Source organism: Bradyrhizobium sp. SZCCHNGR1005 (assembly GCF_032489995.1).
GTDB lineage: Bacteria > Pseudomonadota > Alphaproteobacteria > Rhizobiales > Xanthobacteraceae > Bradyrhizobium.
Map to the genome: position 1 here is coordinate 334,786 of NZ_JAUEZC010000004.1, position 24,028 is coordinate 358,813.

Here is a 24,028-nt window from a genome sequence, read left to right on the forward strand (position 1 = left end):
GCACAGGCTCGCGTCGTTCGACGTGAGCCTGCTTGCGTTTGACGTGAGGAAGGCTACGCGACGAGCCGGGCGGCGCCGGCTTTGGTCAGGATCGCGTCGAGCGTTGCGATCATCTCCGCGATCTCCTCCCGCGTGACGTTCAGCGCCGGCATGAAGCGCAGCGTGTCCGGCTGCGGCGCATTGAGCAGCAGGCCGGCTTCAAACGCCTGGCTCGCGATGGCGCTCGCTATCGGGAGTTTCAGATCAAGCGCCAGCAGAAGACCGCGGCCACGCACCTCGCCGAGCCCATGCCGCGCCGAGAGCCGCTGCAGTTCGGCCTCGAGATGCAGGCCGGTCTCGGCCGCGGACTTCATGAAGCCGGGACTACCGATCTCTTCCATCACCGCGAGCCCTGCCGCGCACATCAACGGATTGCCGTTGAACGTGCCGCCCTGGTCGCCATGCTCGAAGCAGGAGGTCTGCTCGGTCGCGAGCAGGGCGGCCAGCGGCACGCCGCCGCCGATTCCCTTGCCGAGCGTCATGATGTCGGGCGTGATCTCTGCATGCTCATAGGCGAACAGTTTGCCGGTTCGTCCCATGCCGGTCTGGATCTCGTCGACGATCAGGAGCAAGCCGTGCTGCGTGGTCAAGGCACGCAGCTCACGCAGGAACTGATCGGTGGCCGGCCACACGCCGGCTTCGCCCTGGATCGGCTCGAGCATGATCGCGATGGTCCGGTCCGAAATCAGCGCTTCGACGGATGCAATGTCATTCAGGCGAGCCTTTGGAAAACCAGACACCTTGGGTTCGAACAGCGGCTCGAATGCCTTCTTGCCGGACGCCGACATGGTTGCAAGCGTCCGGCCGTGGAAGCCGCCGGCAAAGGTGATGATCTCATAGGCGCCGTTTCTGTGGCGCGTTCCATATTTACGCGCCAGCTTGATGGCGCCTTCATTGGCCTCTGCGCCTGAATTGGCGAAGAACACCTGGTCGAAGCAGGATTGCTCGACCAGCGCCTTCGCAAGCTTGAGGCTGGTGTCGTTGAAATAGGCAGGGCTCGGCGTGATCAGCCGCGTCGCCTGGTCCGCCAGGGCCTTGGCCACCGCCGGCGGGGCATGGCCCAACGCGTTGACGGCCCAGCCCTGGATGAAATCGAGATAGCGTTTGCCGCTGTCGTCCCAAAGACGCGAGCCTTTGCCCTGGACGAATACGATCTTCGGACGCGCGGTGATCTCCATCAGCGCGTCGTAGGGGTATTGGGCAGTCAGCATCGCGGACACTCCTGGGGTGGGATGAGAATTTGGGGGCTGAAAAGCGAGAAGGCCGCTCCTTTGTGGGAGCGGCCTTCTCGAAACCTGAAGCTGATGTGCTGTTAGCTGATCAGCGTCGTGCTCGGACATGGCGCGCCCCGGCGTCGTCACGGCGGTGACGACGGCAAGCGGCGGCGCGGCGGCTGGTCCGAATGGTGATCATGCCGGAGCCATACAGTCGGAGCGCTGACGGTGTCAAGGTATGTTCCGGTTGGCGCCAGCGGCAATGGCGGAAAGCGAGCCGCTCGCGGCCGGGTTGAGGGCAATTTTACGAAACATTTAGGTAAAGACATCTACCTTGATCCGGAACATCGGAGATACAGGCGCTCGGAATGGGCGATGTCGACGCGAGCCGGACGATCGCTGACGAAGTGGAGGCGGCGATAGCTGCAGGCTCCGCCGATCGCTGCTGCGCAATGGCCGGACGGGTTGGCTCGCTGTTCGCGGCCTCCGCCGGCACTTTCGATCTCGAGCAACACGCGCTGTTTGCCGATATCTTCGAGCGGCTCGTCAACACGATCGAATTGCGGGCGCTGGCCGATGCGAGTGCGCGCATCGCTCTCGCTGAACTGAGCGCGCAGTTGGCGCCGGTATCCCAGGCTCCGGTATCGATCATCCGCCGGCTGGCTCATAGCGAGGACATCGCCGTCGCCGGACCCGTGCTGTCCGAATCGCCGCGACTGACCGCTTCCGATCTGACCGAACTCGCAGAGACAAAAGGCGAAAAGCACCTGCTGGCCATTGCGGGCCGCTGGTGGCTGCAGGAGGTCGTGTCCGATGCGCTGCTGGCCCGGCGCTACCCGAGCGTCAGCCATCGGCTGATGAAGAATCCGGGCGCGCGAATATCGGCGGCCGGTTTCGCGGCCATCATCGGGCAGGCCGTCGGAGACCCGGATTTGGCTGTCATCACCGGCATTCGTACCGATCTGCCGCCGGACCTGCGTCTGAAGCTCTTGCGGGGGGCGACGGAGGCGGTGAGGGCGCGCCTGTTGTCGTCAGCACCGCCCCATCTTTATGAGGAAATTCGCGCTGCGATCGCCGCTGCCTTGGCTGGTACAGCCAGGGACATGTCGCGCAGTCGCGACTTCGTCGGCGCCAAACTGACCACGGCGCGGCTGATGAAGGAAGGCAGTCTCAGCGATAGCACCCTGCACGAGTTTGCCATCCAGCGTCGCTACGAGGAGACCATCGCTGCCCTCGCCGAACTGTCGAAGTCGAGCATCGAGGTGGTGCGGCCCTTGATGCAAAGTCTGCGCAGCGACGGCATTCTGATCCCATGCAAGGCGGCAGGTCTACGCTGGGAAACAGTTCACGCGGTCCTTGATAGTCGCTTCATGTCGGGCGCCACCCACCCTGACGAACTCGACAAGCTCAGGACCAAATACAACGCGCTCACTGCAGAGGAAGCGCACCGGCTGTTGAAGCTCTGGACGGTGCGATTGGACACCCCGCCCAAGAAGCCCTGAGGCGAACGCAGATTGCCTCAGAAGCCGGCCACGGTGCCGTGCAGGTCATATTCGTCCGCGCGCTCGATCTTCGCCGTAACGATCTCGCCGACCCGAAGAGGCCGGCGGCTCGACAGATAGACGGCGCCGTCGATCTCCGGCGCATCCGCCTTGGAGCGGCCCTTGGCCACGGTCGGGCCGACCTCGTCGATGATGACCTGCTGCCGCGTGCCGACCTTGCGCTTGAGCTTGCGCGCGGAGATCTTCTGCTGACGAGCCATCAACGCGTCCCAGCGCTCTTGCTTGATTTCATCTGGGATCTGACCGGGCAGCGCGTTCGAGGTGGCGCCCGCCACCGGCTCGTATTTGAAGCAACCCAGCCGGTCGATCTCGGCCTCATCCAACCAGTCGAGCAGATAATTGAAATCGGCATCGGTCTCGCCGGGGAAGCCGACGATGAAGGTCGAGCGCAGGGTGAGATCCGGACATTGCTCCCGCCAGGCCTTGATGCGGTCCAGCGTCTGATCCTGCGCGGCAGGCCGGCGCATCGCCTTCAGGACGTTCGGGCTGGCGTGCTGGAACGGAATGTCGAGGTACGGTAACACCTTTCCTTCGGCCATCAGCCCGATAACCTCGTCGACGTGAGGGTAGGGGTAGACGTAATGCAGGCGCACCCAAGCACCGAGTTCGCCAAGCTCCCTGGCCAAATCAATGAACTTGGCGCGCACCGCGCGATCCTTCCACTGGCTCTCGGCATATTTCAGGTCGAGCCCGTAGGCGGAGGTATCCTGGGAGATGACCAGAAGCTCCCTGACGCCAGCGTCGACGAGTCGCTCGGCTTCACGCAGCACGTCGGCGGCGGGGCGCGACACCAGGTCGCCGCGGAGCTTCGGAATGATGCAGAAGCTGCAACGGTTGTTGCAGCCTTCCGATATCTTCAAATAGGCGTAGTGCCGCGGGGTCAGCTTGATGCCCTGAGGCGGCACCAGGTCGATGTGCGGATTGTGCACCGGCGGTAGCGCCCGGTGCACGGCTTCGAGCACGCTCTCATATTGCTGCGGCCCGGTGATCGACAACACGCTCGGATACGCCTGTTCGATGGCCTCGGGCTCCGCGCCCATGCAGCCGGTGACGATCACCTTGCCGTTCTCGGCCATCGCGGCGCCAATGGCCGACAGCGATTCCTGCTTGGCGCTGTCGAGAAATCCGCAGGTATTGACGATGACGACATCGGCGCCGTCATGCTTGCGGGCGAGTTCATAACCCTCGGCGCGCAGCCGAGTGATGATGCGCTCGGAATCCACCAAAGCCTTGGGGCATCCGAGCGAGACAAAGCTGATCTTGGGCGCTGCGGCCTGCTGCATCCTGAAACTGCCTGATTGATATCGGTCAGCTAGTCCCAATTGCCCATAAAGACAAGACTTTAAGCCGCCCCAGACCATGATATGGATGACAGCCCGGAGACCCGTCCAGCGATGACCGCCGAGCAATCGCCTAAAATCGTCATTGTCGATGAGAGCCCAATCCGCGCCGCGATCCTGGAAGAGGGGCTGCGCGAGGCCGGCTTCACCGGCGTGGTCCATATCAGCGAGATGCAGGGGTTGCTGGCGCGGATCTACGCGCTCGATCCGGATGTCATCGTGATCGACCTGGAAAATCCCAGCCGCGATGTGCTCGAACAGATGTTCCAGGTCAGCCGCGCGGTGCGGCGGCCGATCGCGATGTTCGTCGATCAGAGCGATGCGGCCTCGATCCAGGCCTCGGTCGAGGCCGGCGTGTCGGCCTATATCGTCGATGGCCTGAAGAAGGAGCGGATCAAGCCGATCCTCGACCTCTGCATCTCCCGCTTCAACGCCTTCGCCAAGCTGCAGGACGAGCTGGAGCGGACCAAATCCGCCCTCGAAGACCGCAAGGTGATCGACCGCGCCAAGGGAATCCTGATGAAGATGAAGGGCTTCACCGAGGAAGAGGCCTACGTCCTTTTGCGCTCCACCGCGATGCGCGAGAAGAAGAAGATCGGCGAGATCGCCCAGTCGATCCTGACCGCATCGGAGATGCTGAAATGAGCGCGCCCCTTCGGATCGGTTTCATTCCCCTGGTCGACGCTGCCGCGCTGATCGTGGCCGTCGACAAGGGTTTTACGGCGGCCGAGGGGCTCGAGGTCACCCTGATCCGCGAGGTCTCCTGGTCGAACGTTCGCGACAAGCTCAATATCGGCCTGTTCGACGCGGCGCATTTGCTGGCGCCCGTTGCGATCGCGTCCAGCCTAGGCATCGGCCATGTCAAGGTTCCGATATCAGCGCCCTTCAATCTCGGGGTCAACGGCAACGCGATTACGGTCACACCGGCGCTGCATGCCGATCTGATGGCTCATCTCGATGGCGATCGCTTCGATCCGATGGCGACCGCGCTCGCGCTCGCACGAGTCGTCGCCAAGCGCCGTAAGAAGGGCGCGGAACCCCTGACCTTCGGGATGACCTTCCCGTTCTCGACCCACAACTACCAGCTCCGCTTCTGGATGGCCGCCGGCGGCGTCGATCCGGACGAGGACGTGCGGCTGGTTGTCCTGCCGCCGCCCTACATGGTCGACAGCATCAAGAGCGGGCACGTCGACGGCTTCTGCGTCGGTGCGCCCTGGAATTCGATCGCGGTCGACCTCGGCATCGGCTACATCCTGCATTTCGTCTCCGACATCCTGGTGCGGGCCGTCGAGAAGGTGTTGGCGCTGAGGCAGAGCTGGGCAGAGAAGAATCCGGACACGGTCGCCGCTCTCATTCGTGCCTGCTCGCGTGCGGCGGATTTCATCGAGCACAATCATGCCGAGGCCGCGCATATCCTGTCGCAACCGGAAAGGATCGGGGTCGGCGCAGACGTCGTCCAGCGCACCCTCGATGGGCGATTGAAGATCGCGCCCGATGGTGTCTTGCGCGAACACGCGCGCTATCTCCTGGTCGGACGGGAGGGCGCGGGACGCCCCGATCCGGTGCAGGCCGCTTGGCTCTATGCGCAGATGGTGCGGTGGGGACAAACCCCATTGAGCCCGGATGCGTTGAAAACTGCGATGGCGGTCTTCAGGCCCGACATTTACGACCACGCACTCGGCGCGCCAGCCGCAGCCGAGGCAGCTCCCATCGGCGCCTTTGCCGGGCCGCCCTTTGCCGCTGACGATGTTCCGGGTCACCTGAAGGCGTTCAAGATCGGCCGCTGGACGGCTTGAGCGAGCGGCCGCACGGAAACGAGGCACTAGCCGGTATCAGGCTAATTTTTGGGCTCATTGCCCAATTGCAGTGAGCCCACCGTAGCAATCGGCATGAAGTGATTCCATCAGGCGATTGATTTATCACGCCCTTTTTTACATTTGGCGCTGGCACGCAATTTGAATGCTGCATTGCAGTCAGCCGCCGCAGATGCCGCTGACAGCAATCCGTGTTGGATTTCCGCAGCAACGAAGCTGGTCGGACCAAGCCAGGATCTACTCGGCCCGTGTCGAGTCGATCGAGGCGGGGTCAGTTCCCCAAATCCTTTGATGCCACCTGATGTGGCAGCTGGAGCTTCGTCGCAGACCATGAAAATCGAGACGCTTTCAGTCGACTTCACCGACGAACAGAAGCGCTATCTGGAAGGGCTGGCTGCAGGCCTCAAGGTCAGCCAGGCTGGACGCGCGCTCGGCGGCAGTGCCGCGTCCGCCGAGCCGAGCGGACCTGACGCCATCCATCTCAAGGCGCAGGACGGGGTGATCGCTGCCGGCAGAAAGCTCGCTGACCAGGAGAGGTTCAAGCGCGAGCTGCATCCGTTCGACGCTTATGAGCGGCTCAAGGAGCAGGCACGCAACAACGCCGCGCCGTCAGCGGCCGATAATTTCCGCTGGCGCTACTACGGACTTTTCCATGTCGCGCCGGCGCAGGATTCCTACATGTGCCGGCTGCGCATCCCGAACGGGATCATGAAACACTGGCAATTGTCCGGGCTTGCCGATCTCGCCGAGCAGCTCTGCGGACCGTATAGCCACATCACGACCCGCGCCAATCTGCAGCTGCGCGAGATTCCGCCCAAGCATGCGGTGGCGTTGCTCGAGGGCATCCAGGAGCTCGGCCTGTGCTCACGGGGCTCAGGGGCCGACAACATCCGTAACGTGACCGGCACGCCGACGGCCGGCATCGACCCGCACGAGCTCCTGGACACGCGCCCTTACGCGCGCGAGTGGCACTATCACATCCTCAATGATCGCTCGCTCTACGGCCTGCCGCGCAAGTTCAATGTCGCGTTCGACGGTGCAGGCAAGATCGCGGCGCTCGAAGATACCAACGACATCGCCTTTTCTGCAGTCGAAGTGGAGGATGGATTCGGTGCCGAGGCCGGAATTTGGTTCAAGCTCGGCATTGGCGGCATCACTGGCCACAAGGATTTCGCCAGGTCCACCGGCATCGTCGTCAAGCCGGAGGAGACGACTGCAGTGGCCGATGCCATCGTCCGTGTTTTCATCGAGACCGGCGATCGCACCAATCGACTGAAGGCGCGGCTCAAATATGTGCTCGACGGTATGGGTGTCGACAAGTTCATGGAGGCCGTCGAGCAGAAACTCGGCCGCAAATTCGCGCGCGTGCCGGAAGAGGCGCTGCTGCGACGCCCCGAAGCCGATCGCATGGCCCATATCGGCGTGCACAAGCAGAAGCAGGAAGGGCTGAACTGGATCGGCGTGGTCCTGCCGGTCGGCAAGCTCACCTGCGCGCAAATGCGTGGGCTCGCCAAGATCGCCCAGGATCTTGGCGACGGCGAACTCCGGCTCACCGTCTGGCAAAACCTGTTGATTTCGGGCGTGCGCGACGAGAACATTGCGCTGGCAAGCGCTGCGATCGAGCAGATCGGGCTCTCCGTGAAGGCGTCGCAGATCCGCGCCGGCCTGATCGCCTGCACCGGCAATGCCGGCTGCAAATTCGCCGCCTCCAACACTAAGCGCCATGCGGCGGAAATCGGCGACTGGTGCGAGAGCCGGGTGGCGATCGACACGCCGCTCAACATCCATCTGACCGGTTGCCATCACTCCTGTGCCCAGCACTACATCAGCGACATCGGCCTGATCGCAGCCAAGGTCCCGCTCGGCGAGAGCGACGAGACCGTGGAGGGCTATCATCTGTTTGCCGGAGGAGGCTTCGGGCCACAGGCCGAGATTGGTCAGGAGGTCTATCGCGACATCAAGGCTGATGATGCGCCGCGCACGGTCGAAAAGTTGCTGAAGGCCTATATCACCCACCGCGTCTCTCCCGACGAAACCTTTCTTGCCTTTGCCCGCCGGCATGACGGCGAGAGCCTGCGCAAGCTCGCCGAAGCTGAGGTGTCCGCATGAACCAGATCACCCCTCCCTCCAAGATCGAGATCATCCCCTCTAGCGCGCCGTTCTCGGATGCGCAGCGCGCCTGGTTGAACGGCTTTCTCGCCGGTGCCCTTGGGCTCGACGGCTCCGTACCGCTGTCACCGGCACAGAACGTCGCTTTATTGGCTCCCTCGGGCGAGGCCGATGATGGCGAGGAGCCATGGCACGATCAGACCTTGCCGATCGCCGAGCGCATGAAGCTCGCCGACGGTCGCCCCCTCCGCCGGCGGATGATGGCAGCGATGGCGCAGCAGGATTGCGGCCAGTGCGGCTACAATTGCCGCGACTATTCCGAGGCGATCGCCTCTCGCAGCGAAGCACGTCTTAATCTCTGCGTCCCCGGCGGCAAGGAGACCGCGCGGATGTTGAAGACGCTCCACGCGGAGCTGGATCAGGCGGCCGCCGGTCCTAGGCCGAAAGAGCAAGTCACTCCGGCTGCTGTCTCCGTTGTCGTCAGCGAGGCCGGCCGTTCGCGTGACAATCCGATCGAGGCGACGTTCCTATCGCGCCGGCTTCTCAACAAGCCCGGTTCGGAAAAGGAAACGTGGCACATCGAATTCGATCTGTCGGAAGCGGGCCTCGACTACGTCGTCGGCGATTCCTTCGGTATCTTCGCCAAGAACGATCTCGGCCTGGTCGATCAGATCATCGCGCTGCTCGGCGCCTCCCACACCACCGAGGTGAAGGGCAAGACGTTGCGGCAATGCCTGCTCGAAGACGTCTCGTTAGCGCCTGCACCCGACACGCTGTTCGAGCTGATTTCCTTCATCACCGGCGGCGCTGCGCGGGAGAAGGCGCGACGTCTGGCGCAAGGCGAGAATCCGGACGGCGATGCCGCGACGCTCGACGTCATGGCAGCACTGCAGAAGTTCTCCGGCGTGCGGCCGCACCCTGAAGCCTTCGTCGAAGCCCTCGAGCCGTTGCAGCCGCGCCTCTATTCGATTTCATCCTCCCACAATGCAACACCCGGAAAACTGTCGCTCACCGTCGACTGCGTCCGCTACGTCGTCGGCAAGCGCAAACGGCTCGGGCTCGCTTCGACCTTCCTGGCCGAGCGCATTACCCCCGGCGACAAGCTGAAGGTCTATGTGCAGAAGGCCCATGGCTTCGCTTTGCCGGCAGACCAGAAGACGCCGATCATCATGATCGGGCCGGGCACCGGCATTGCGCCGTTCCGTGCATTCCTGCTCGACCGCAAGGCGACCGGCGCGCCGGGGAAGAACTGGCTATTCTTCGGCCACCAGCGCTCGGATTGCGACTTCTTCTACGCCGACGAGCTCAACGCGATGAAGACGTCCGGGCTGCTGACGCGGCTGTCGCTGGCCTGGTCGCGCGACGGCGAGAAGAAGTTCTACGTGCAGGACCGGATGCGCGAGGTCGGCCGCGAGGTCTGGAACTGGCTCGCCGAGGGTGCGCATCTTTACGTTTGCGGCGATGCCAAACGCATGGCCAAGGATGTCGAGCGCGCGCTGGTCGATATCGTCGCCCAGTTCGGCGCGCGGTCGACCGACGAGGCTGTGGCTTTTGTCACGGAGCTCAAGAAGAAGGGCCGGTTCCAGCTCGATGTCTACTGAGGGAGTTTCCGGTTGAAGAGCTGAACCGGACGAGAATTTTTTCATCTGCCTGGAACCTTTGGCAGGGGGATCATCGTTATTTTGCCGGTTGTCTTGCGACCGGCCGCGAGAGCGCTTTTGTCATGGCCGGAACCCTCAGGAGGCCGGCCATGCGGACGTCAGAGCCCTCGCGTCAGATGCAAACCCGCCCGCTCGACCGGGTCGGCGCGGCGTGGCCGATCGTGGCGTTCTTCAGCGCCTTTGCGCTGATCGCGGCGATCGCTTTCGGCACCACCTCGGTCCATCCGTTCTGATCACCGCGCCGTCTTGAACGGCACCACCTTGATCCCGGCAGCGTCCAGGGCTTTGCGCACCTCGCGGGCGATCTCAACGGCTCCTGCGGTGTCGCCGTGGATGCAGACGGTGTCGGTGCGCATCTTGATGACCTTGCCGGTGACGGAAACCACGGCCCCATCCTGCACCATCCGTACCACGCGATCGGCAATCACCTTCGCATCGTGCAGCACCGCGCCTGGCTTGCTCCGCGACACCAAGAGGCCGTCATCGCCATAGGCGCGGTCGGCGAACACCTCATGCACCATCGGCAGGTTGGCCTTTTCACCGGCCTGCACCAGCTTGGAATTGGCAAGAACGACGAAGATCAGGTTCGGATCGACCGCCTTGATCGCGCTGGCGATCGCGTTCGCGGTCATGTCGTCCTCGCAGGCGACGTTGGAGAGGGCGCCGTGCGCCTTGACATGCGTGACCTTGTAGCCCGCCGCGGTCGCGATCGCCTGCAGCGCGCCGATCTGATAGGCGACCAGGTTCTCGATCTCCGATGATTTCAGGCCCGGCACCGGACGGCGGCCGAAACCGTGCAGATCGCGATAGCCGGGATGCGCGCCGACGCTGACGCCGCGGGCCTTCGCCATCTCGACCGTCCTGCGCATGATGTCGGCGTCGCCGGCATGGAAGCCGCAGGCCACGTTGACCGAAGTCGCAAGCTCGATCATGGCGGCGTCATTGCCCATTTCCCAGGGGCCGAAGCTTTCGCCGAGATCGCAGTTCAGATCGATGGTGCTGGTCATGGGAATATCCGCTCGTTGAATGTTCGAAGCAGGGACTCGTTCGGGCTAGTCGGGCTTCACCGCAAGCCAGGTCGCGGCGTCGGTGGCGCTGACGGCGTGTCCTGCGACATTAGCCGTGAACAGTGCATCGCAGTTCAGTGTCGTATCCGCGATATCGCTGACGTGATCGGGCAGCCTGCGGAGCAAATCCTTGAATTGCCGCGCCGCCGCCTGCGCCTCGGCCATGGTCACGGCGCGGAAGCGGAAGGCGGTGCCTGCCGGCGTCTGGGCCAGCCGGCCGTAATCGGCGGTGATGATGGTTGCGATCTTGGGATAGCCGCCGCTGGTGCCGCGGTCCGACATCAGGACGATCGGCGCGCCGCTGCCGGTCACCTGGATGCTGCCATCCACCGTGCCGTCGGACACGATGTTATGTCCGTGCATGTGGCGGATCGCCGGACCTTCGAGACGATAGCCCATGCGGTCGCTGGTGGCCGAAATCCTCCATTCGCTGTCGAGGAACAGCGCCTTCATCTCGTCGGTGAACTCATCGTCCTGCGGCCCGAGCACGACGCGGATCGGACCGGAAACAGGCTTGGGCAGTTCGATCCGGCGCTCGGTGGCGCCGTTGGGCGTCTTGGCGTCCAAGACATCGCCGGTGTGTAACGGCCGCGGATAGGGACTGCCGAGCCCGGCGCGGGCATTAACCGAAAGACTGCCGAACACAGCCTCGCCGGTGATGCCGCCTTCGATCGCGAGATAACTGAACGACGCCCCGCGGGCGAACCCCAGCGTCAAGGTCTCGCCCTCGGCCAGCGTCATCGACGTGTTGATCTCGACCGGCCGCTTGGCGATGTCGGCGGGGCGCGGCGCACCGGCGAGGCTCACGCGCACGGCGCCATCCTTGGCGGTAAAGGCCGCGCCGAACGGGCCGATTTCGATCGCGGCCGCCAGCGGTGCGTTGCCGACCAGCGCGTTCGCGGCGGCCAGCGACAGCTTGTCCATCGCGCCCGACGGCGTGAGGCCATAGCGTTGCGCGCCGAAGCGGCCGCCGTCCTGGACCGAACTGGCCGGACCGATGCTGGAGACGACCAGCGTGCTCATGCCGCAACTCGCTCAGCGATGATTTCGCCGGCCTCGGCGGCGCGCTCCTGCTCGGCGAACATCTTGGTGTCGATGGCGTAGAACGTCACCTCGTTGCCCGGCTCGAGCAGAAAGGTCGGGTCGCGATGCAACTGATAGGTCCTGACCGGCGTGCGTCCGAGCAGGTGCCAGCCGCTGGGACCGGCAAGACACTGGATGCCGGTCTGGATGCCGCCGATCGCGATCGTGCCTGCGGGCGTCAACAGGCGCGGGCTTTCGCGCCGCGACATGTGCAGGAACTTGTCGAGTCCCGAAAGATAAGACCAGCCCGGGGTGAAGCCGATCATCGCGACACGGTAACGGCCGGCCGCATGGCGCGCTACGATGTCGTCCGGCGTGGTCTTCAGCGCCTTGGCGACATCCTCCAGATCGATTCCGTTCTCACCGCCGTAGCAGACCGGAATGCGCCAGCGTCGCGTCTGGCTGTCGAGCGGGAGCGGTCCGGTCGCGAGGGCCATCAGCTGTGCACCGAGCGTGTCGTAGTCGACAGCGGCGGGATCATAATGCACCAGCAGCGAGCGATAGGTTGGCACCGTCTCCGTGATGCCGGTAATCGGCGCGGCCGCCAGCGCTCGGTCGAGCGCCAGCACCTTGCGGTTGGCCGTGTCGTCGATGGTGCGGCTGAACTCGACGGTGATGGCGGCATCGCCACTGGGCAGCAGGCGAGGGGGTGGAAGCGTGTCGGCCATGGCCTCTGGAACATCAACGTTCGATCGATCCTGCTGTAGCGTCTTTTGGGTGTGAGCGGAATTGGCCTCGCGAGAAAATTTGCCGTCAATTCAATAAATTAATCCGATGTCACGCGATAAATCGGCATTATCAATCTCCCTGCATGACACCATCCGTTGAACGCGTAGCCGCAGCCCTTGACGCTGACGCCGCGCCTCGCAAGATGCGCGCTTCCTTTCATCTCTCCCATTGGAGCCGAAGTCCGAAGATGTCCCTGACCCCCGACGCGATCGCCATCCTTTCCAACGTCACCACCGCGACCATTACGACGGTCCTGCTCAAGAAGGGATTGCGAAACGTCTGGATGCGCGGCGCGCGTCCGCTGCGGCCCGGCCAGAAGCGGCTGGTCGGCTCTGCCTTCACCCTGCGTTTCGTCCCGGCACGCGAGGATCTTGCCACGCCGGAATCCTGGGCCTCGCCGATCTCGACCCGTGCCGCGATCGAAGCGATGCCTGAGGGCTGCATCGCCGTCGTCGATGCGATGGGCACCAAGGACGCCGGCATCTTCGGTGACATCCTGTGCGCGCGCATGGCCAAGCGCGGCGTCAGCGCGCTGATCACCGACGGCGTCGTGCGCGACGTCGAAGGCGTGCTCGGCACCGGCCTGCCGGTGTGGTGCGATGGTTATGCGGCCCCGCCTTCGGTGGCGGGCCTCACCTTCGTCGGCTGGGGCGAGCCGATCGGCTGCGGCGGCGTCGCTGTGTTTCCGAACGACGTGGTGGTCGCCGACCAGGACGGCGCAGTGCTGATCCCACAGGCGATGCTCGACCACGTGCTGGCCGAGGGGCCGGAGCAGGAGCGCATGGAAGCCTGGATCGTCGACGAGGTGAACGAGGGCGCGGTGCTGCCCGGCCTTTATCCGATGAATGCGGAAACCAAGGCGCGCTACGCGGCGTCGAAGAAGTAGTTCGTTTTCGGCGCAAGGCCGGCGCTCCGTCTGTGCCGGCCTTTGCGACTGCAGGTGAATCAAAGGAGACAGAACATGGTGGACGTTTATCTCGCGGGCTCGCGCCCGACGCGCCGCGCTGCGGCCGAAAGCTTTACGGGTACGGTCTGGCAGGACCCGATCATCACGCCGCAGGCGCCGGCGCGCGTCGCCTCTGCGCGCGTCGCCTTCGAGCCGGGTGCACGCACTGTGTGGCACACCCATCCGCTCGGCCAGACGCTCTATGTGATTCAGGGCGTCGGGCGGGTGCAGGCCAAGGGCGGCCCGGTCCGCGAGATCAAGGCCGGCGACGTCGTCTGGATCCCGCCGGGCGAGAAGCACTGGCACGGCGCCGCGCCCGGCACCGGCATGGTGCATGTGGCGATGCATGAATCGCTCGATGGCGTTCACGTCACCTGGATGGAGCACGTCACCGACGAGGAATATGCGACGCCCGTCGGCTAGGGCTTTCGCATTGATCGAAACGCGAGGGCGCGGCGGATGACCGCGCCCCGCATTGTCATCGCCTCGATCAGAAGTCCAACGGCGCATTGTCCACCACCTCCTTCATCACGAAGAAGGTGCGGGTCTGGCGCACGCCGGGCAGCGAGATCAGCTGATCGCCGTGCAGCCGGTTGAAATCGTGGATGTCGCGAACGCGAATCTTCAGGAAGAAGTCGAAGTCGCCGGCGACCAGGTGGCAGTCGAGCACGAATTTCAGCTTCTTGATCGCGGCCTCGAAGGTGCGGAAGCTTTCCGGCGTCGAGCGGTCCAGCACGACACCGACCAGCACCAGCGCGCTGCGCTCGACCTTCTCCGGCGCCACCTCGGCGCGCACGCTCTTGATGTAGCCATCTTCGAACAGCCGCTGCGTCCGCCGATGGCAGGTCGCCGGACTGACATTCACCGCCTCGGCCAGATCGGCGTTGGTCATGCGGCCGTCCCGCTGCAGCAGATGCAGGATCTTGCGGTCGATCCGATCAAGGGATTCCGGGACGGAAGGTTCTTTCATTTTATGTCGTCCATGACGGATTAAGTTTCGCATACACGCTCAAGTCCGTACGAAAGCATAGGTTTTACGAGCAAGAAAGAGAGCACCTTTCTGCACTTTGAAACTATCTTTCCAGCCGATTTCCCTCCAGCAGCGAGATGCCAGGTGCTTCGGCTCGACAAGTTCAAGAAATATCCGCTTACCTTCGGACCCACGCCGATCGAGCATTTGCCGCGGCTGACGGAGGCCCTCGGCGGCAAGGTCCAGATCTACGCCAAGCGCGACGATTGCAATTCGGGGCTCGCGTTCGGCGGCAACAAGCTGCGCAAGCTCGAATACATCGTGCCCGACGCCATCGAGTCGAACGCCGACACGCTGGTCTCGATCGGTGGCGTGCAGTCGAACCACACCCGCATGGTGGCGGCGACTGCCGCCAAAATCGGCATGAAATGCGTGGTGGTGCAGGAGAGCTGGGTGCCGCATGAGGACGCGGTCTACGACCGCGTCGGCAACATCCTCTTGACCCGCCTGATGGGCGCCGACAGCCGCATCGTGCCCGACGGTTTCGACATCGGCATCCGCAAGAGCTGGGAAGAGGCGATCCAGTCGGTGAAAGACGCCGGCGGCAAGCCTTACGGCATTCCGGCCGGGGCGTCCGTGCACAAATATGGTGGCCTCGGCTATGTCGGCTTCGCCGAGGAGGTGAGGGCGCAGGAAGCCGAGCTCGGCTTCAAGTTCGACTACGTCATCGTCTGCGTGGTGACCGGCTCGACCCAGGGCGGCATGATCGTCGGCTTTGCCGCGGACGGCCGCGCCGATCGCGTGATCGGCATCGACGCCTCCGGCACGCCCGCCCAGACCCGCGCCCAGGTCCGCGAGATCGTCGACAACACGGCCGAGCTGGTCGAGCTCGGGCGCAAGGTGCGCGACGACGAGATCGTGATCCTCGAGGACTATGCCTATCCGGCCTATGGCGTGCCGAGCGCCGAGACCAACGAGGCCATCCGGCTTGCCGCGCGCACCGAAGCGATGATCACCGACCCCGTCTACGAAGGCAAATCGATGCAGGGCCTGATCGACCTCGTCAAGAAAGGCTACTTCCCCCAAGGCTCCAAGGTGCTCTACGCCCATCTCGGCGGCGCGCCGGCGCTGAACGGCTACAGCTACACGTATCGGAACGGGTGAGCTCATTAGTTCCTCCGCCGTCGCCCGGCTTGACCGGGCGACGCAGTCGGGCGATTGACGCTCAAGCGTCGCAGCACCTCACTGTCGTCCCGGCGAACGCCGGGACACATAGCCACCGGCCTTGCCGTTCTTGCGACTGCTGACAAGACCCGACGTACCTCAAACTGGGATCTGTGAGTATGGGTCCCGGCTCAGGGGCCGGGACGACTCCGAGTATGTCGACCGAGTCGATCCACACATGGCCTCACCTTCTCGCGGCGCTATTCGCGTCCGAGTGATGCATCATCGTGACCCTCTGCAATCAAGAGGGCGCAGGGAATGCCGGGCGCTGGCCTCGCCCATGGCCCGCCTGCAACAAAGAAAGCAGGCGGCAGTCACCACAGGTTCAGCCGAACATCCGGCATTCCCTGCGCGATGGGCTTACGCCTTATACGTGATCTCCGCGGGGACCGGCTTGATTGCCCCCGTATCGCGACAACGCCGCGCTACGCGCGTTGCGCTGGCGCCAGCACCGGGGCGCCCGGACCACACGATTTCGCCGTCCGCATCATCCGCCGTTCGTCTCACGGCGCGACGCGGCCATCGCTTCCCCACCTCACGTGTCGTGACGATCGGCCGAAACGCCCCTCTTGCCGAGGTGGGATGGCTGCAGTCAACCACGAATTCTGAAAAACAGAAACAAGAATATTTTCACCAACAGGACTGGACAAGGTGCTTCGCCTTGAAAATGCTCGCGAACATCGTGTTTAGGCGCAGGACGTTTGGCTCGGTGGTGGATTGGCACTGATCGCTGCGTGGAGAGCTCTCGGCGATCGATCGCGGGCATCATTGAACGTCGTGGTCACTTGGACGCACGTCCGCTCTGGGCCAACTACGTACCTCTCATCAGAGTCCGGGAATGCCCGTTAAGGGCGAATTGCGGACGTGACAGGGCCGCCCGACTGGGCCGTGAATCGCCCCGGAGGCTGCCGACTTGCGGCGCTGCACCAAGTCGGCAACTATCTGAGGTACAAAGGCCGTGACGCTAGCTCGTTCGGGAAGGCAGCTCGTGACCCACAGCTGACTTACCCCAGTTGACGATCTAGGTGCCCTTCTGGGACACTCTTTGTACGATGGGCACACAATTCTTTCAGGTCGGGCGTTTACCCGTGCATTCAGATATGCCGGCGACTATTGCCGGGTTGCAGTTCGCGCTTTGGGGCGCGCTGACTGGCTACGATACAGCCGCTGAATATGAGCAGTTTCTCAGCGAAGCAGCCTATTCGAAAGGCTTGCCAACCGTTTTGGTGGCCAGGCGCGGCGAGAGCTTGGTTGGATCGGTTAATCTGCTTGCTCGCGAAATGACGATACGTCCCGCACTTTCGCCGTGGATGGCGCAATTGTTCGTGGTAGACGCGGAGCGTGGCAAGGGCGTTGGAAATGCGCTTGTGAAGGCTGCGCTCACGCACGCCACCGGGCTAGGTTTCCGACGAGTTTATCTCTACACGTCGGGTACATTGCCCCCTTACTATCGGGGCCTTGGCTGGACGGCTCTTGAAGATGTCGAATATCTGGGGAAGAGGCGCACCATCATGGCGTTCGACCCGGTGTAGAGCGTGTCCGGTGTTGGCCCTAAGCGGCCGACCCGACATGTCCGCCAGAAGTCTGCTCTTTTGGTTGAAGCGGACTCGATTTTTTCAACCTGAGTTCTTCCGGATGTGACCCTGGCTGGGTGAAAACCCAAAAGTTCAAAGCGCAACGAGAATGATATTCTTGATTTCGATTTCAAAATTGAATGCGCTTGCGATGTGGGCACATCAAACGGTCTTGAACGATGAACTTGTTCTATCGCGATTGTTCGCCTTCGCGTTTTTACACAGCCAAAACCCTTAGCTGACTCTCCTTGCCACAGCCATTGGGGCACACCAGATTAGCCGTGGTAAACCTCATGGGTGTTTTTTGTGATCGAGTTTCCCACGTAGACCTGCGCTGTTTGCTGTCCTCCCTTGAGTGGAGGATTTAGGCTCCACGCGAAGGAGAGATCAGCCTCATAAACGAACCTATAGGCCCACGCATCCTTTCTTGGCCCATAAGCGATCTCAATCTTCAATTTTCCAACGACAGGAGTAGGAGCGCCTACGCGGAAAATCGGCACCTTGATGTGCTGGATTGTCGCAAGATTGAAGGTTTGCGGAAAGCCGGCCGGGATTAGATGTATGTTCTGGTCAGCCTTGGCATCTTGATTCACTAAGTTCAGAATCGATAAGTCGCATCGGATAAACTTGAAGAAGATGTCGCGAACTCCCGTGTTCTGAACACCGACTTGCATCGTGATCGCATAGAACTCTTTAACGACATTCGATTTGATGTCAGCTGCCGCGTTCGCGATACCGATAGTTCCGATCCCGAGCTTAGAATATACCGTCGCGTTCCGAATTATCGATTGGACGAAAAACATCCCCATCGATCCCATGCCAAAAGCGATCATCAGCCCCACGAAGGCTCGATATGGATCACCGAAATAGAAGCCAAGAAATGTGCCCGCAGCGGAAACCACTGAAATGATCGCAAGCTGCCACGTCGTTGGCAACAACCCGTACAAGGTGTAGGCTGTAGAAACTCTGCGGAGATAACCTCGATAGTCCATCATTCGATTAGTCTCGGTTCTCCAATGTCGTTGCGCTCTCAACGACTCGGGATGTGCACGCATTGATTAGTAAACGTTGAGGGCTCGTCTTTCGCAATGGACGGCGCAAGCAAGCGTGGCACCTTCAATGCTATCAACAGGTGGTTGCAAGCGCTTGATCCGACTGAGTGTTTTCAAAGCCTCAGTGCCGCGCGCCCGTAGAAACCCGGATTTAGGTCACACGGTCGTGAAAGTAAGGCATTTCTCCTCATGCTATCGCGCTCGGTATTTCCGTTCCGTTCGGGCTAAGCAGCCGACACCAACGAGATCATCGAGTAGCAATGATCTTGCCGCGCTGCATGAGTCGGCTCATGGCCCATGGCTGCCGACTTGCGGCGCTGCGGCAAGTCGCCTGTTATCCGGGGTACACCGGCCATAGCGCCACCCCATTTCGGAGGATAGCCCATGGCCCGGCAGAGAAAGGCCGTCAGGGCCATGCCACGTCGGTTATTCGAGGTTGTGCAGAAGAGATCTACTCGGCATGAGAATTTCAGTCTTTGACCCGTTGCAGACGTTGCCACAATTGGAGACGATGTTTGCCGTTAACTCCCGCTAACGCTGCGGACCTGACGATGAAGTGCTTCTTTGCTGCCTTTCTCGGCCTAACCGCCGTCCTCACCATTGCCCCCGCATGTGCCGCCGAGACCGTCACCATCGCGGGCTCCCGCGCGGTACTGATCAAGCCGGCGTCTCCGCAGGCGAGCGTGATTCTCATGCCGGGCAGCGATGGTATAATCCAGGCTGGTAACCATGGCGAAATCCACGGCCTGAACGGCAACCAGCTTATTCGTACTCGCTACGCTTATGTGGCCCGCGGGCTCGCGGTTCTGGTCGTCGATGTCAGCACTGACCTTAGGAGCGCAGTCGATTATATGGCTGCGATCAAGCGGCCGGTAACAGTGATTGCCACCAGCGCTGGCACGTGGCGCGCGGCAGAGGGGATTGCCCGTGGTGCAAGGCCAGACGCACTGGTGCTGACATCGGGCATCCTCAGCCCGGAGTCGGGCCCGGCGTCACGCAACTTTGAATCAATCGTCGGCTCGCCATCGGCGCTGCCGCCCACACTCGTGATTCATCACCGTTACGACGGCTGCAATCTTACCCGGCCCGCCGGCGTTGCGCCCTTCATCGAATGGGCTGGCGGCCGCGCGCGTGTAAGCTGGCTGCTGGGCGGCGTCAACGAGGGCAATCCATGCTACGCGGACGCCTATCACGGATTCAATGGCCTCGATGGCCAGGTGGTTGAGCTCGCCGCTGGCTTTCATTGAACCATAGTTGTTCGGTGTCCGAATGTGGCCCATGGCTGCCGACCTTCGATGTCCGCGCTGACGGTCGCGACCGGAGGTAACCCGGACATAGTGATCCAGCTCGGTTCGATCGTGAATACCAGCAGCCCTCCACGTCCGTAATGGGCTGAATGCGGACGCCGGTGACTCGGTCGCAAAGGTCCGCCTTTGGTCAAAAAGCGACTTCGGGCGATGGCCCATCACGCATCGAAGATCAGGCAGGTGGTCGTGCCATGTGCGAGCAGGCGGCCGCCGGCATCGGTGATGCGGCCCTCGGCGGTGCCGACGCGGCGACCGCAGGTGAGGACGGCACCTTCGGCACGGATGGCTCCCGTCGCTGGCGTGATCGGGCGGAGCAAGGAAATCTTGAACTCGAGCGTCGTTTGGCTCAAGCCCTTGTCGAGCATCGACCAGATGGCAAGGCCCATGCAGCTGTCCAGCAGCGTTGCGGCGAGGCCGCCATGCACGGTGCCGGCGGGATTGAGATGGGCTTCGGTCGGCAATGCTGTTACGGCGACCCGCCCCTTCGATGCCTCGGCGACGTCGTAGCCAAGCGTGCGTGCGATGGTGTTGAGCGGCAGCGTTCCGTCCGCGAGCCCCTGGACGAACTGGAGGCCGCTCATCTCTTTTCGCCTGCTATCTTCGACAGTCCCGTAGGTCTTGCCCGACATATCCTGTCCTTTGCTGTTAGTGCGTCGTTCGCCTGCTTGCGCGTAGTCTCGATGGCGGACGACCGTAGAGACTGACGAAAGTCGCGCTCATGCGGCGCGGGCTGGAAAAGCCAGCGCGGCTTGCGATCTGCGCGAGCGGGAGCGTCGTGTCGTCGAGCAACCGCTTGGCGCGTTGGACGCGGAGCGACTGCGCAATCTGGGTCGGCGACGCGTCGAGATGCGCCGCGAACAGCCGCGTCAGATGGCGGGCGCTGATGCCGAGCTGGTCCGCCAGCGCATCGAGGCCGTCATGATCGAGCGCGCCGGCTTCGATCAGCGTCAGCGCGCGATCCACTGTGCTCTGCGTTCCCTTCCAGGCCGGGCAGAACGGTGCGGTCTCGGGGCGGCAGCGCAGGCAGGGCCGATAGCCGGCCTGTTCGGCGGCCGCGGCGCTTCGGTAGAAGCGGACATTCCGCGCCAGCGGCGTCCGCGCCGGACAGACGGGCCGGCAGTAGACGCCGGTGGTCTTGACGGCGACGAAGACGACGCCGTCGATCACCGGGTCACGGCGGCAAAAGGCTTCGTAGAGGGCGGCAAGATCGTGCATGGCTCGCGATGTAGCGCGATGGCCTTGATGGTGCGAGCGGGAGCTGATGACGAGGTCCGAAAACGACCGATCGCGTTTCCGGACCATCGACCCTATTCGAACCACGCCGCGTAGATCTTCTTGAAGCTGCCATTCTCCATCGAAATGTGCAGCCATTGATCGACGAAGTCCTTCAGCGGCACGTCGCGCTGCAGCCAGTAGGCTTTCTCGGCGAAGTCGAACGGCTTGTCGGGATGCATGGCGCAGAGCACCCCGGGATGGAGCTTCTGCTGGTAGCGGGTCTCGGAGGCGTCGGTGATCATCAGGTCCGCATCGCCCTTGGCGATCTCGTCGAAGATGGTGACGTTGTCGTTGTAGACCTTGACCTCGGCCGCCTTGATGTTGGCGCGGGCGAAGCGCTCGTTGGTGCCGCCGGGATTGACGATCACGCGGGTGCCCGGCTTGTCGATATCGGCGAGCGTCTGGTATTTGCCGGTATCAGCGCAGCGCGCGATCGGGGTCTTGCCTTCGCGCATGATGGGCGTCGAGAACAAGCCCTTCTTTTGCCGGTCGAGCGTGATGGAGACGCCACCCATGGCGATGTCGAACTTGTCGGCCTCGAAATCCTTCATCATCTGCGGCCACGCCGTCGGCACGAACTCGACCTTGACGCCCAGCGCCTTGCCCAGGGCATCGGCCATGTCGACATCGAAGCCGGTGAACTGGCCTGTCGTCTTGTCGAGATAGGTGAAAGGCCTGTAATCGCCGGTCATGCCGACCCGCAACGTGCCGCGCTGGATGATCTCGTCGAGCCGCGAGGCGGGCTCGGCGCTTGCGGAGACGTTGAGAAGGCAGGCGGCAGCCGCGACCAAGACGGAAATTGAAGCCTTCAGACCTTTCATCCCTTATAACCTTCCTTTGTTCGTGATTGGCGCCCTGTGTACACGAGGCGCAGTTCTTCGGCGAGTGGGAGAGCGACCTCTGTGAGCATCTCGATGGTTGAGGCATCGGTCGACGTCTTTGTCCCGTATCTGACCAATCTCTCCGGCCTGCTCGATCGCGCGGCGGCCTATGCCGATGCGCAGCACATCGACGCTGCCGCGCTGCTCGCGATGCGCCTTGCGCCCGACATGTTCAATTTGACGCGCCAGGTCTGCGAGGCCAATCGTCACGCCGTCATCGCCTGCGCATTGCTGGCGGGGCAGGCGGCGCCCGCGACGGAGGAAACAGATGCCGACATCCCGGAATTGAAGGCGCGGATCGGCCGCGCCGTCGCCTTCGTGCAGAGCCTGCCGGTGGAGGCAATTCAGGCCAGCGCCGATCGGGAGGTCGTGTTCACCTTCCGCAGCGGCGCCACACGCGCATTCACGGGGCGATCGCTGCTGCTGACCTTCAGCCTGCCGCAGTTCTTCTTCCACGTGACGACGGCCTACGACATTCTGCGCCACGCCGGCGTGCCGCTTGCCAAGCCGGACTTTCTCGGGCCGCCGCGATCGGTGTAGGGCGTTACTTCTCGCCGACGCCGGTTGGCAGGAACGGGACGATCGGGCCCCGGCCGGTCATCTCGCTCTTCAGGGCCTCGAACCGCGCATGTGCTTCGGCCGCGCGGTCGTCGGCGAATTTGATCGCTGCCCCGGCGCTCATCGGGCCATTGCTGACCGTCGCCGAACCGGCGCCGACGGTCTCGTCGACATAATGGCCATCGTCGCCTCGGCGTACGGTCCATTTGAAACGGATGGCGGCCATCGGTCCCGGGCCGGTCTTGCTGTAGCCGTCGGCGGCCGCGATCTGGTCGCTATCGAGTTCGGCGGCCGTCTCCACAACATCGGGAGACACGGCTTTGCCCGCGTCCGGCAACAATTCCGGCCTGTGCAGGATGCTCGCGATGGTCGCCAGCGCATGATCGGTCGCAACACTCATCAGCAGCACCCCCTTACTGACGCGCGCAAATGCGGGCTGCCTATGCCGATGGTTGTAGCCGGTTTTCGGGGTCTCCCGCAATATGACGATTGGATGGCGAAGCTGAATGGGCCGGATGTCACGCCGGGCCGGCCCAGAGCTGCCGACACAGTTTGGGAAATGGCCGCAAATCCTTGGACTCCTTGTCCGAATCCGGTGCGGCCAAGATCGTCAGAGCACGTCCTTGTTGATGACGTTCTCGGCGATCGGCGCGCCGTCGAGCACGCTCAGGATGTTGCGGGCGGTCTGCTCGCTCATCCGATCCACCGCCTCGCGGGTGACGCCGGCGACATGCGGGGCCATGATCACGTTGGGAAGGCTATGCAGCGCATGGCCGACCGGTGGCGGCTCCTGCTCGAACACGTCGAGGCCGGCGCCCGCGATCTTTTCCGTGACCAGCGCGTCGTACAGCGCCGCCTCGTCGATCAGGCCGCCGCGCGCGGTGTTGATCAGATAGGCGGTCGGCTTCATCAGCCGCAGGCGTGCCGCGTTGAACATGCCGACGGTCTCCGGCGTCTTCGGGCAGTGGATGCTGACGAAATCGGCGCGCGGCAGGGCGGCATCGAGATCGGCGACCGGCTCGCAACCGGCCGCCGTGATCTCCGCGGCAGGCTTATAGGGATCGTAGACCAGCACCTGCATCTCCATCGCGAGGCACCGCTTGGCGGTGCGGGTGCCGATGCGGCCGAAGCCGATGATCAGCACGGTCTTGCCGTAGAGATCGAACGGCAGCACGCCGAGCCGCGAGGCCCAGGTGCCGTCCTTGACCATCGCGTGCATCTCGTTGGCGCGCTTCGCCAGCGTCAGCATCATGAACAGCGCCTGCTCGGCGACCGAAGGGGAGTTCGCCGTGCCCGCCACCATCAGCGGCACCTTGCGCCGGCTCAAGGCGGGAACATCGACCGCGTCGTAGCCGACGCCGATGCGGGTCACGACCTCGATGCCGCCGGAGGAGTCGAGTTCGGGTTCGCCGAACCGGGTCGCGCCGAGCGCGACGCCGTGCACCGGCGCATGCGTCTGCAACAGCGCATTGAAGTCGGCGGCCGAGATCATGTTGGAGAACTCGACCATCTCGACGTCGTCGCGCGCCGCGAGCAGCGCGCGGCCTTTGGCTGAGAAGGATTCGGTGACGAGGACTTTCTTCTTGTTGCTTGCAGCCGTGTTCGTTGTCATTTCCTGCCCTT

The 24,028-nt window shown here is 63.2% G+C and carries 24 protein-coding genes; 12 read left to right on the forward strand and 12 right to left on the reverse strand.

The features are described from left to right. Window positions 1-53 precede the first annotated feature (53 nt). Window positions 54-1,250, reverse strand: a complete 1,197-nt coding sequence (locus tag QXZ85_RS19270; RefSeq protein WP_315742188.1) for an acetylornithine transaminase — start codon at window positions 1,248-1,250, stop codon at window positions 54-56. A 371-nt stretch (window positions 1,251-1,621) separates the two neighbouring features. Here QXZ85_RS19270 and QXZ85_RS19275 point away from each other — a divergent pair, with 371 nt between their 5' ends. Next, entirely contained in the window at window positions 1,622-2,755 is a 1,134-nt protein-coding gene (locus tag QXZ85_RS19275) for a DUF2336 domain-containing protein (protein ID WP_315742187.1), read from the forward strand. Between the two features lie 17 nt (window positions 2,756-2,772). Here QXZ85_RS19275 and rimO read toward each other — a convergent pair whose 3' ends face one another. Further along, entirely contained in the window at window positions 2,773-4,098 is a 1,326-nt protein-coding gene (gene rimO, locus QXZ85_RS19280) for a 30S ribosomal protein S12 methylthiotransferase RimO (protein WP_315704021.1), read from the reverse strand. A gap of 111 nt (window positions 4,099-4,209) precedes the next feature. Between rimO and QXZ85_RS19285 the strand changes: the two genes are divergently transcribed. From QXZ85_RS19285 to QXZ85_RS19305, 5 genes are all read left to right on the forward strand, one after another. Then, window positions 4,210-4,800, forward strand: coding sequence for an ANTAR domain-containing response regulator (locus QXZ85_RS19285; protein WP_315704020.1), 591 nt, complete (start codon window positions 4,210-4,212; stop codon window positions 4,798-4,800). Further along, window positions 4,797-5,951, forward strand: coding sequence for a CmpA/NrtA family ABC transporter substrate-binding protein (locus QXZ85_RS19290; protein WP_315704019.1), 1,155 nt, complete (start codon window positions 4,797-4,799; stop codon window positions 5,949-5,951). The genes QXZ85_RS19285 and QXZ85_RS19290 overlap by 4 nt, the downstream gene beginning before the upstream one ends. Window positions 5,952-6,299: 348 nt before the next feature. Next, window positions 6,300-8,078, forward strand: coding sequence for a NirA family protein (locus QXZ85_RS19295; protein WP_315742186.1), 1,779 nt, complete (start codon window positions 6,300-6,302; stop codon window positions 8,076-8,078). Further along, window positions 8,075-9,679 (forward strand): sulfite reductase subunit alpha, encoded by a 1,605-nt coding sequence (locus tag QXZ85_RS19300; protein ID WP_315767834.1) that lies wholly within the window; start codon window positions 8,075-8,077, stop codon window positions 9,677-9,679. Before QXZ85_RS19295 ends, QXZ85_RS19300 begins: the two co-directional genes overlap by 4 nt. A gap of 149 nt (window positions 9,680-9,828) precedes the next feature. Further along, on the forward strand, window positions 9,829-9,972 hold the full coding sequence (locus QXZ85_RS19305; RefSeq protein ID WP_315704016.1) for a hypothetical protein: 144 nt from the start codon (window positions 9,829-9,831) through the stop codon (window positions 9,970-9,972). On the opposite strand, the gene QXZ85_RS19310 is transcribed toward QXZ85_RS19305, so the two are convergent. The 3 genes from QXZ85_RS19310 to pxpB are packed head-to-tail and all read right to left on the reverse strand — an operon-like array spanning window position 9,973 to window position 12,557. Next, the gene (locus QXZ85_RS19310) at window positions 9,973-10,746 is read right to left on the reverse strand and encodes a 5-oxoprolinase subunit PxpA (RefSeq protein WP_316174638.1); all 774 of its coding nucleotides are present in this window, start codon (window positions 10,744-10,746) and stop codon (window positions 9,973-9,975) included. Window positions 10,747-10,791: 45 nt separating this feature from the next. Then, entirely contained in the window at window positions 10,792-11,829 is a 1,038-nt protein-coding gene (locus QXZ85_RS19315) for a biotin-dependent carboxyltransferase family protein (RefSeq protein ID WP_315704014.1), read from the reverse strand. Beyond that, on the reverse strand, window positions 11,826-12,557 hold the full coding sequence (pxpB, locus tag QXZ85_RS19320) for a 5-oxoprolinase subunit PxpB (RefSeq protein ID WP_316174640.1): 732 nt from the start codon (window positions 12,555-12,557) through the stop codon (window positions 11,826-11,828). Before pxpB ends, QXZ85_RS19315 begins: the two co-directional genes overlap by 4 nt. Before the next feature lie 248 nt (window positions 12,558-12,805). Between pxpB and QXZ85_RS19325 the strand changes: the two genes are divergently transcribed. Next, a complete protein-coding gene (locus tag QXZ85_RS19325) occupies window positions 12,806-13,504 on the forward strand; it encodes a ribonuclease activity regulator RraA (protein WP_316174642.1) in 699 nt (232 codons plus the stop codon). 75 nt (window positions 13,505-13,579) lie between these two features. Then, window positions 13,580-13,987, forward strand: coding sequence for a cupin domain-containing protein (locus tag QXZ85_RS19330; protein ID WP_316174644.1), 408 nt, complete (start codon window positions 13,580-13,582; stop codon window positions 13,985-13,987). Window positions 13,988-14,054: 67 nt separating this feature from the next. Here QXZ85_RS19330 and QXZ85_RS19335 read toward each other — a convergent pair whose 3' ends face one another. Continuing rightward, window positions 14,055-14,534 (reverse strand): Lrp/AsnC family transcriptional regulator, encoded by a 480-nt coding sequence (locus QXZ85_RS19335; protein WP_315704010.1) that lies wholly within the window; start codon window positions 14,532-14,534, stop codon window positions 14,055-14,057. A gap of 144 nt (window positions 14,535-14,678) precedes the next feature. Here QXZ85_RS19335 and QXZ85_RS19340 point away from each other — a divergent pair, with 144 nt between their 5' ends. Together QXZ85_RS19340 and QXZ85_RS19345 are read left to right on the forward strand one after the other, a co-directional pair. Then, entirely contained in the window at window positions 14,679-15,698 is a 1,020-nt protein-coding gene (locus tag QXZ85_RS19340) for a 1-aminocyclopropane-1-carboxylate deaminase (protein ID WP_316174646.1), read from the forward strand. A gap of 1,112 nt (window positions 15,699-16,810) precedes the next feature. After that, window positions 16,811-17,290, forward strand: a complete 480-nt coding sequence (locus QXZ85_RS19345) for a GNAT family N-acetyltransferase (RefSeq protein ID WP_316174648.1) — start codon at window positions 16,811-16,813, stop codon at window positions 17,288-17,290. A 317-nt stretch (window positions 17,291-17,607) separates the two neighbouring features. Here the strand turns inward: QXZ85_RS19345 and QXZ85_RS19350 are convergent, their stop codons facing one another. Then, on the reverse strand, window positions 17,608-18,327 hold the full coding sequence (locus QXZ85_RS19350; RefSeq protein WP_316174650.1) for a hypothetical protein: 720 nt from the start codon (window positions 18,325-18,327) through the stop codon (window positions 17,608-17,610). Between the two features lie 608 nt (window positions 18,328-18,935). Between QXZ85_RS19350 and QXZ85_RS19355 the strand changes: the two genes are divergently transcribed. Further along, window positions 18,936-19,631: an alpha/beta hydrolase gene (locus tag QXZ85_RS19355; protein WP_315762022.1), complete on the forward strand. Its 696-nt coding sequence runs from the start codon at window positions 18,936-18,938 to the stop codon at window positions 19,629-19,631. Between the two features lie 218 nt (window positions 19,632-19,849). On the opposite strand, the gene QXZ85_RS19360 is transcribed toward QXZ85_RS19355, so the two are convergent. The 3 genes from QXZ85_RS19360 to QXZ85_RS19370 all read right to left on the reverse strand — a co-directional run bounded on the left by QXZ85_RS19360 (window position 19,850) and on the right by QXZ85_RS19370 (window position 21,787). Beyond that, window positions 19,850-20,320 (reverse strand): PaaI family thioesterase, encoded by a 471-nt coding sequence (locus QXZ85_RS19360; protein WP_410052546.1) that lies wholly within the window; start codon window positions 20,318-20,320, stop codon window positions 19,850-19,852. 16 nt (window positions 20,321-20,336) lie between these two features. Next, window positions 20,337-20,906 carry a bifunctional transcriptional activator/DNA repair enzyme AdaA gene (locus QXZ85_RS19365; protein WP_316168195.1) on the reverse strand — a complete coding sequence of 190 codons (570 nt, stop codon included), beginning with the start codon at window positions 20,904-20,906 and terminating at the stop codon, window positions 20,337-20,339. Between the two features lie 92 nt (window positions 20,907-20,998). Beyond that, window positions 20,999-21,787 (reverse strand): transporter substrate-binding domain-containing protein, encoded by a 789-nt coding sequence (locus tag QXZ85_RS19370; protein WP_316168196.1) that lies wholly within the window; start codon window positions 21,785-21,787, stop codon window positions 20,999-21,001. 93 nt (window positions 21,788-21,880) lie between these two features. Between QXZ85_RS19370 and QXZ85_RS19375 the strand changes: the two genes are divergently transcribed. Continuing rightward, on the forward strand, window positions 21,881-22,387 hold the full coding sequence (locus QXZ85_RS19375) for a DUF1993 domain-containing protein (RefSeq protein WP_316174652.1): 507 nt from the start codon (window positions 21,881-21,883) through the stop codon (window positions 22,385-22,387). Window positions 22,388-22,391: 4 nt separating this feature from the next. Here the strand turns inward: QXZ85_RS19375 and QXZ85_RS19380 are convergent, their stop codons facing one another. Both QXZ85_RS19380 and QXZ85_RS19385 read right to left on the reverse strand, forming a co-directional pair. Beyond that, a complete protein-coding gene (locus QXZ85_RS19380; RefSeq protein ID WP_315730037.1) occupies window positions 22,392-22,805 on the reverse strand; it encodes a hypothetical protein in 414 nt (137 codons plus the stop codon). 210 nt (window positions 22,806-23,015) lie between these two features. Beyond that, window positions 23,016-24,017 (reverse strand): hydroxyacid dehydrogenase, encoded by a 1,002-nt coding sequence (locus tag QXZ85_RS19385; RefSeq protein ID WP_315703998.1) that lies wholly within the window; start codon window positions 24,015-24,017, stop codon window positions 23,016-23,018. Between the last annotated feature and the right edge of the window lie 11 nt (window positions 24,018-24,028).

Excerpts from the sequence above, each read along its gene's own strand:
- QXZ85_RS19370 (WP_316168196.1), bottom strand. The coding sequence starts at position 21,787 with ATGAAAGGTCTGAAGGCTTCAATTTCCGTCTTGGTCGCGGCTGCCGCC.
- QXZ85_RS19350 (WP_316174650.1), bottom strand. The coding sequence starts at position 18,327 with ATGATGGACTATCGAGGTTATCTCCGCAGAGTTTCTACAGCCTACACC.
- rimO (WP_315704021.1), bottom strand. The coding sequence starts at position 4,098 with ATGCAGCAGGCCGCAGCGCCCAAGATCAGCTTTGTCTCGCTCGGATGC.
- pxpB (WP_316174640.1), bottom strand. The coding sequence starts at position 12,557 with ATGGCCGACACGCTTCCACCCCCTCGCCTGCTGCCCAGTGGCGATGCC.
- QXZ85_RS19285 (WP_315704020.1), top strand. The coding sequence starts at position 4,210 with ATGACCGCCGAGCAATCGCCTAAAATCGTCATTGTCGATGAGAGCCCA.
- QXZ85_RS19375 (WP_316174652.1), top strand. The coding sequence starts at position 21,881 with ATGGTTGAGGCATCGGTCGACGTCTTTGTCCCGTATCTGACCAATCTC.
- QXZ85_RS19330 (WP_316174644.1), top strand. The coding sequence starts at position 13,580 with ATGGTGGACGTTTATCTCGCGGGCTCGCGCCCGACGCGCCGCGCTGCG.
- QXZ85_RS19295 (WP_315742186.1), top strand. The coding sequence starts at position 6,300 with ATGAAAATCGAGACGCTTTCAGTCGACTTCACCGACGAACAGAAGCGC.
- QXZ85_RS19335 (WP_315704010.1), bottom strand. The coding sequence starts at position 14,534 with ATGAAAGAACCTTCCGTCCCGGAATCCCTTGATCGGATCGACCGCAAG.
- QXZ85_RS19325 (WP_316174642.1), top strand. The coding sequence starts at position 12,806 with ATGTCCCTGACCCCCGACGCGATCGCCATCCTTTCCAACGTCACCACC.
- QXZ85_RS19315 (WP_315704014.1), bottom strand. The coding sequence starts at position 11,829 with ATGAGCACGCTGGTCGTCTCCAGCATCGGTCCGGCCAGTTCGGTCCAG.
- QXZ85_RS19355 (WP_315762022.1), top strand. The coding sequence starts at position 18,936 with ATGAAGTGCTTCTTTGCTGCCTTTCTCGGCCTAACCGCCGTCCTCACC.
- QXZ85_RS19275 (WP_315742187.1), top strand. The coding sequence starts at position 1,622 with ATGGGCGATGTCGACGCGAGCCGGACGATCGCTGACGAAGTGGAGGCG.
- QXZ85_RS19360 (WP_410052546.1), bottom strand. The coding sequence starts at position 20,320 with ATGTCGGGCAAGACCTACGGGACTGTCGAAGATAGCAGGCGAAAAGAG.
- QXZ85_RS19385 (WP_315703998.1), bottom strand. The coding sequence starts at position 24,017 with ATGACAACGAACACGGCTGCAAGCAACAAGAAGAAAGTCCTCGTCACC.
- QXZ85_RS19310 (WP_316174638.1), bottom strand. The coding sequence starts at position 10,746 with ATGACCAGCACCATCGATCTGAACTGCGATCTCGGCGAAAGCTTCGGC.
- QXZ85_RS19300 (WP_315767834.1), top strand. The coding sequence starts at position 8,075 with ATGAACCAGATCACCCCTCCCTCCAAGATCGAGATCATCCCCTCTAGC.
- QXZ85_RS19365 (WP_316168195.1), bottom strand. The coding sequence starts at position 20,906 with ATGCACGATCTTGCCGCCCTCTACGAAGCCTTTTGCCGCCGTGACCCG.
- QXZ85_RS19345 (WP_316174648.1), top strand. The coding sequence starts at position 16,811 with ATGGGCACACAATTCTTTCAGGTCGGGCGTTTACCCGTGCATTCAGAT.
- QXZ85_RS19270 (WP_315742188.1), bottom strand. The coding sequence starts at position 1,250 with ATGCTGACTGCCCAATACCCCTACGACGCGCTGATGGAGATCACCGCG.
- QXZ85_RS19380 (WP_315730037.1), bottom strand. The coding sequence starts at position 22,805 with ATGAGTGTTGCGACCGATCATGCGCTGGCGACCATCGCGAGCATCCTG.
- QXZ85_RS19305 (WP_315704016.1), top strand. The coding sequence starts at position 9,829 with ATGCGGACGTCAGAGCCCTCGCGTCAGATGCAAACCCGCCCGCTCGAC.
- QXZ85_RS19290 (WP_315704019.1), top strand. The coding sequence starts at position 4,797 with ATGAGCGCGCCCCTTCGGATCGGTTTCATTCCCCTGGTCGACGCTGCC.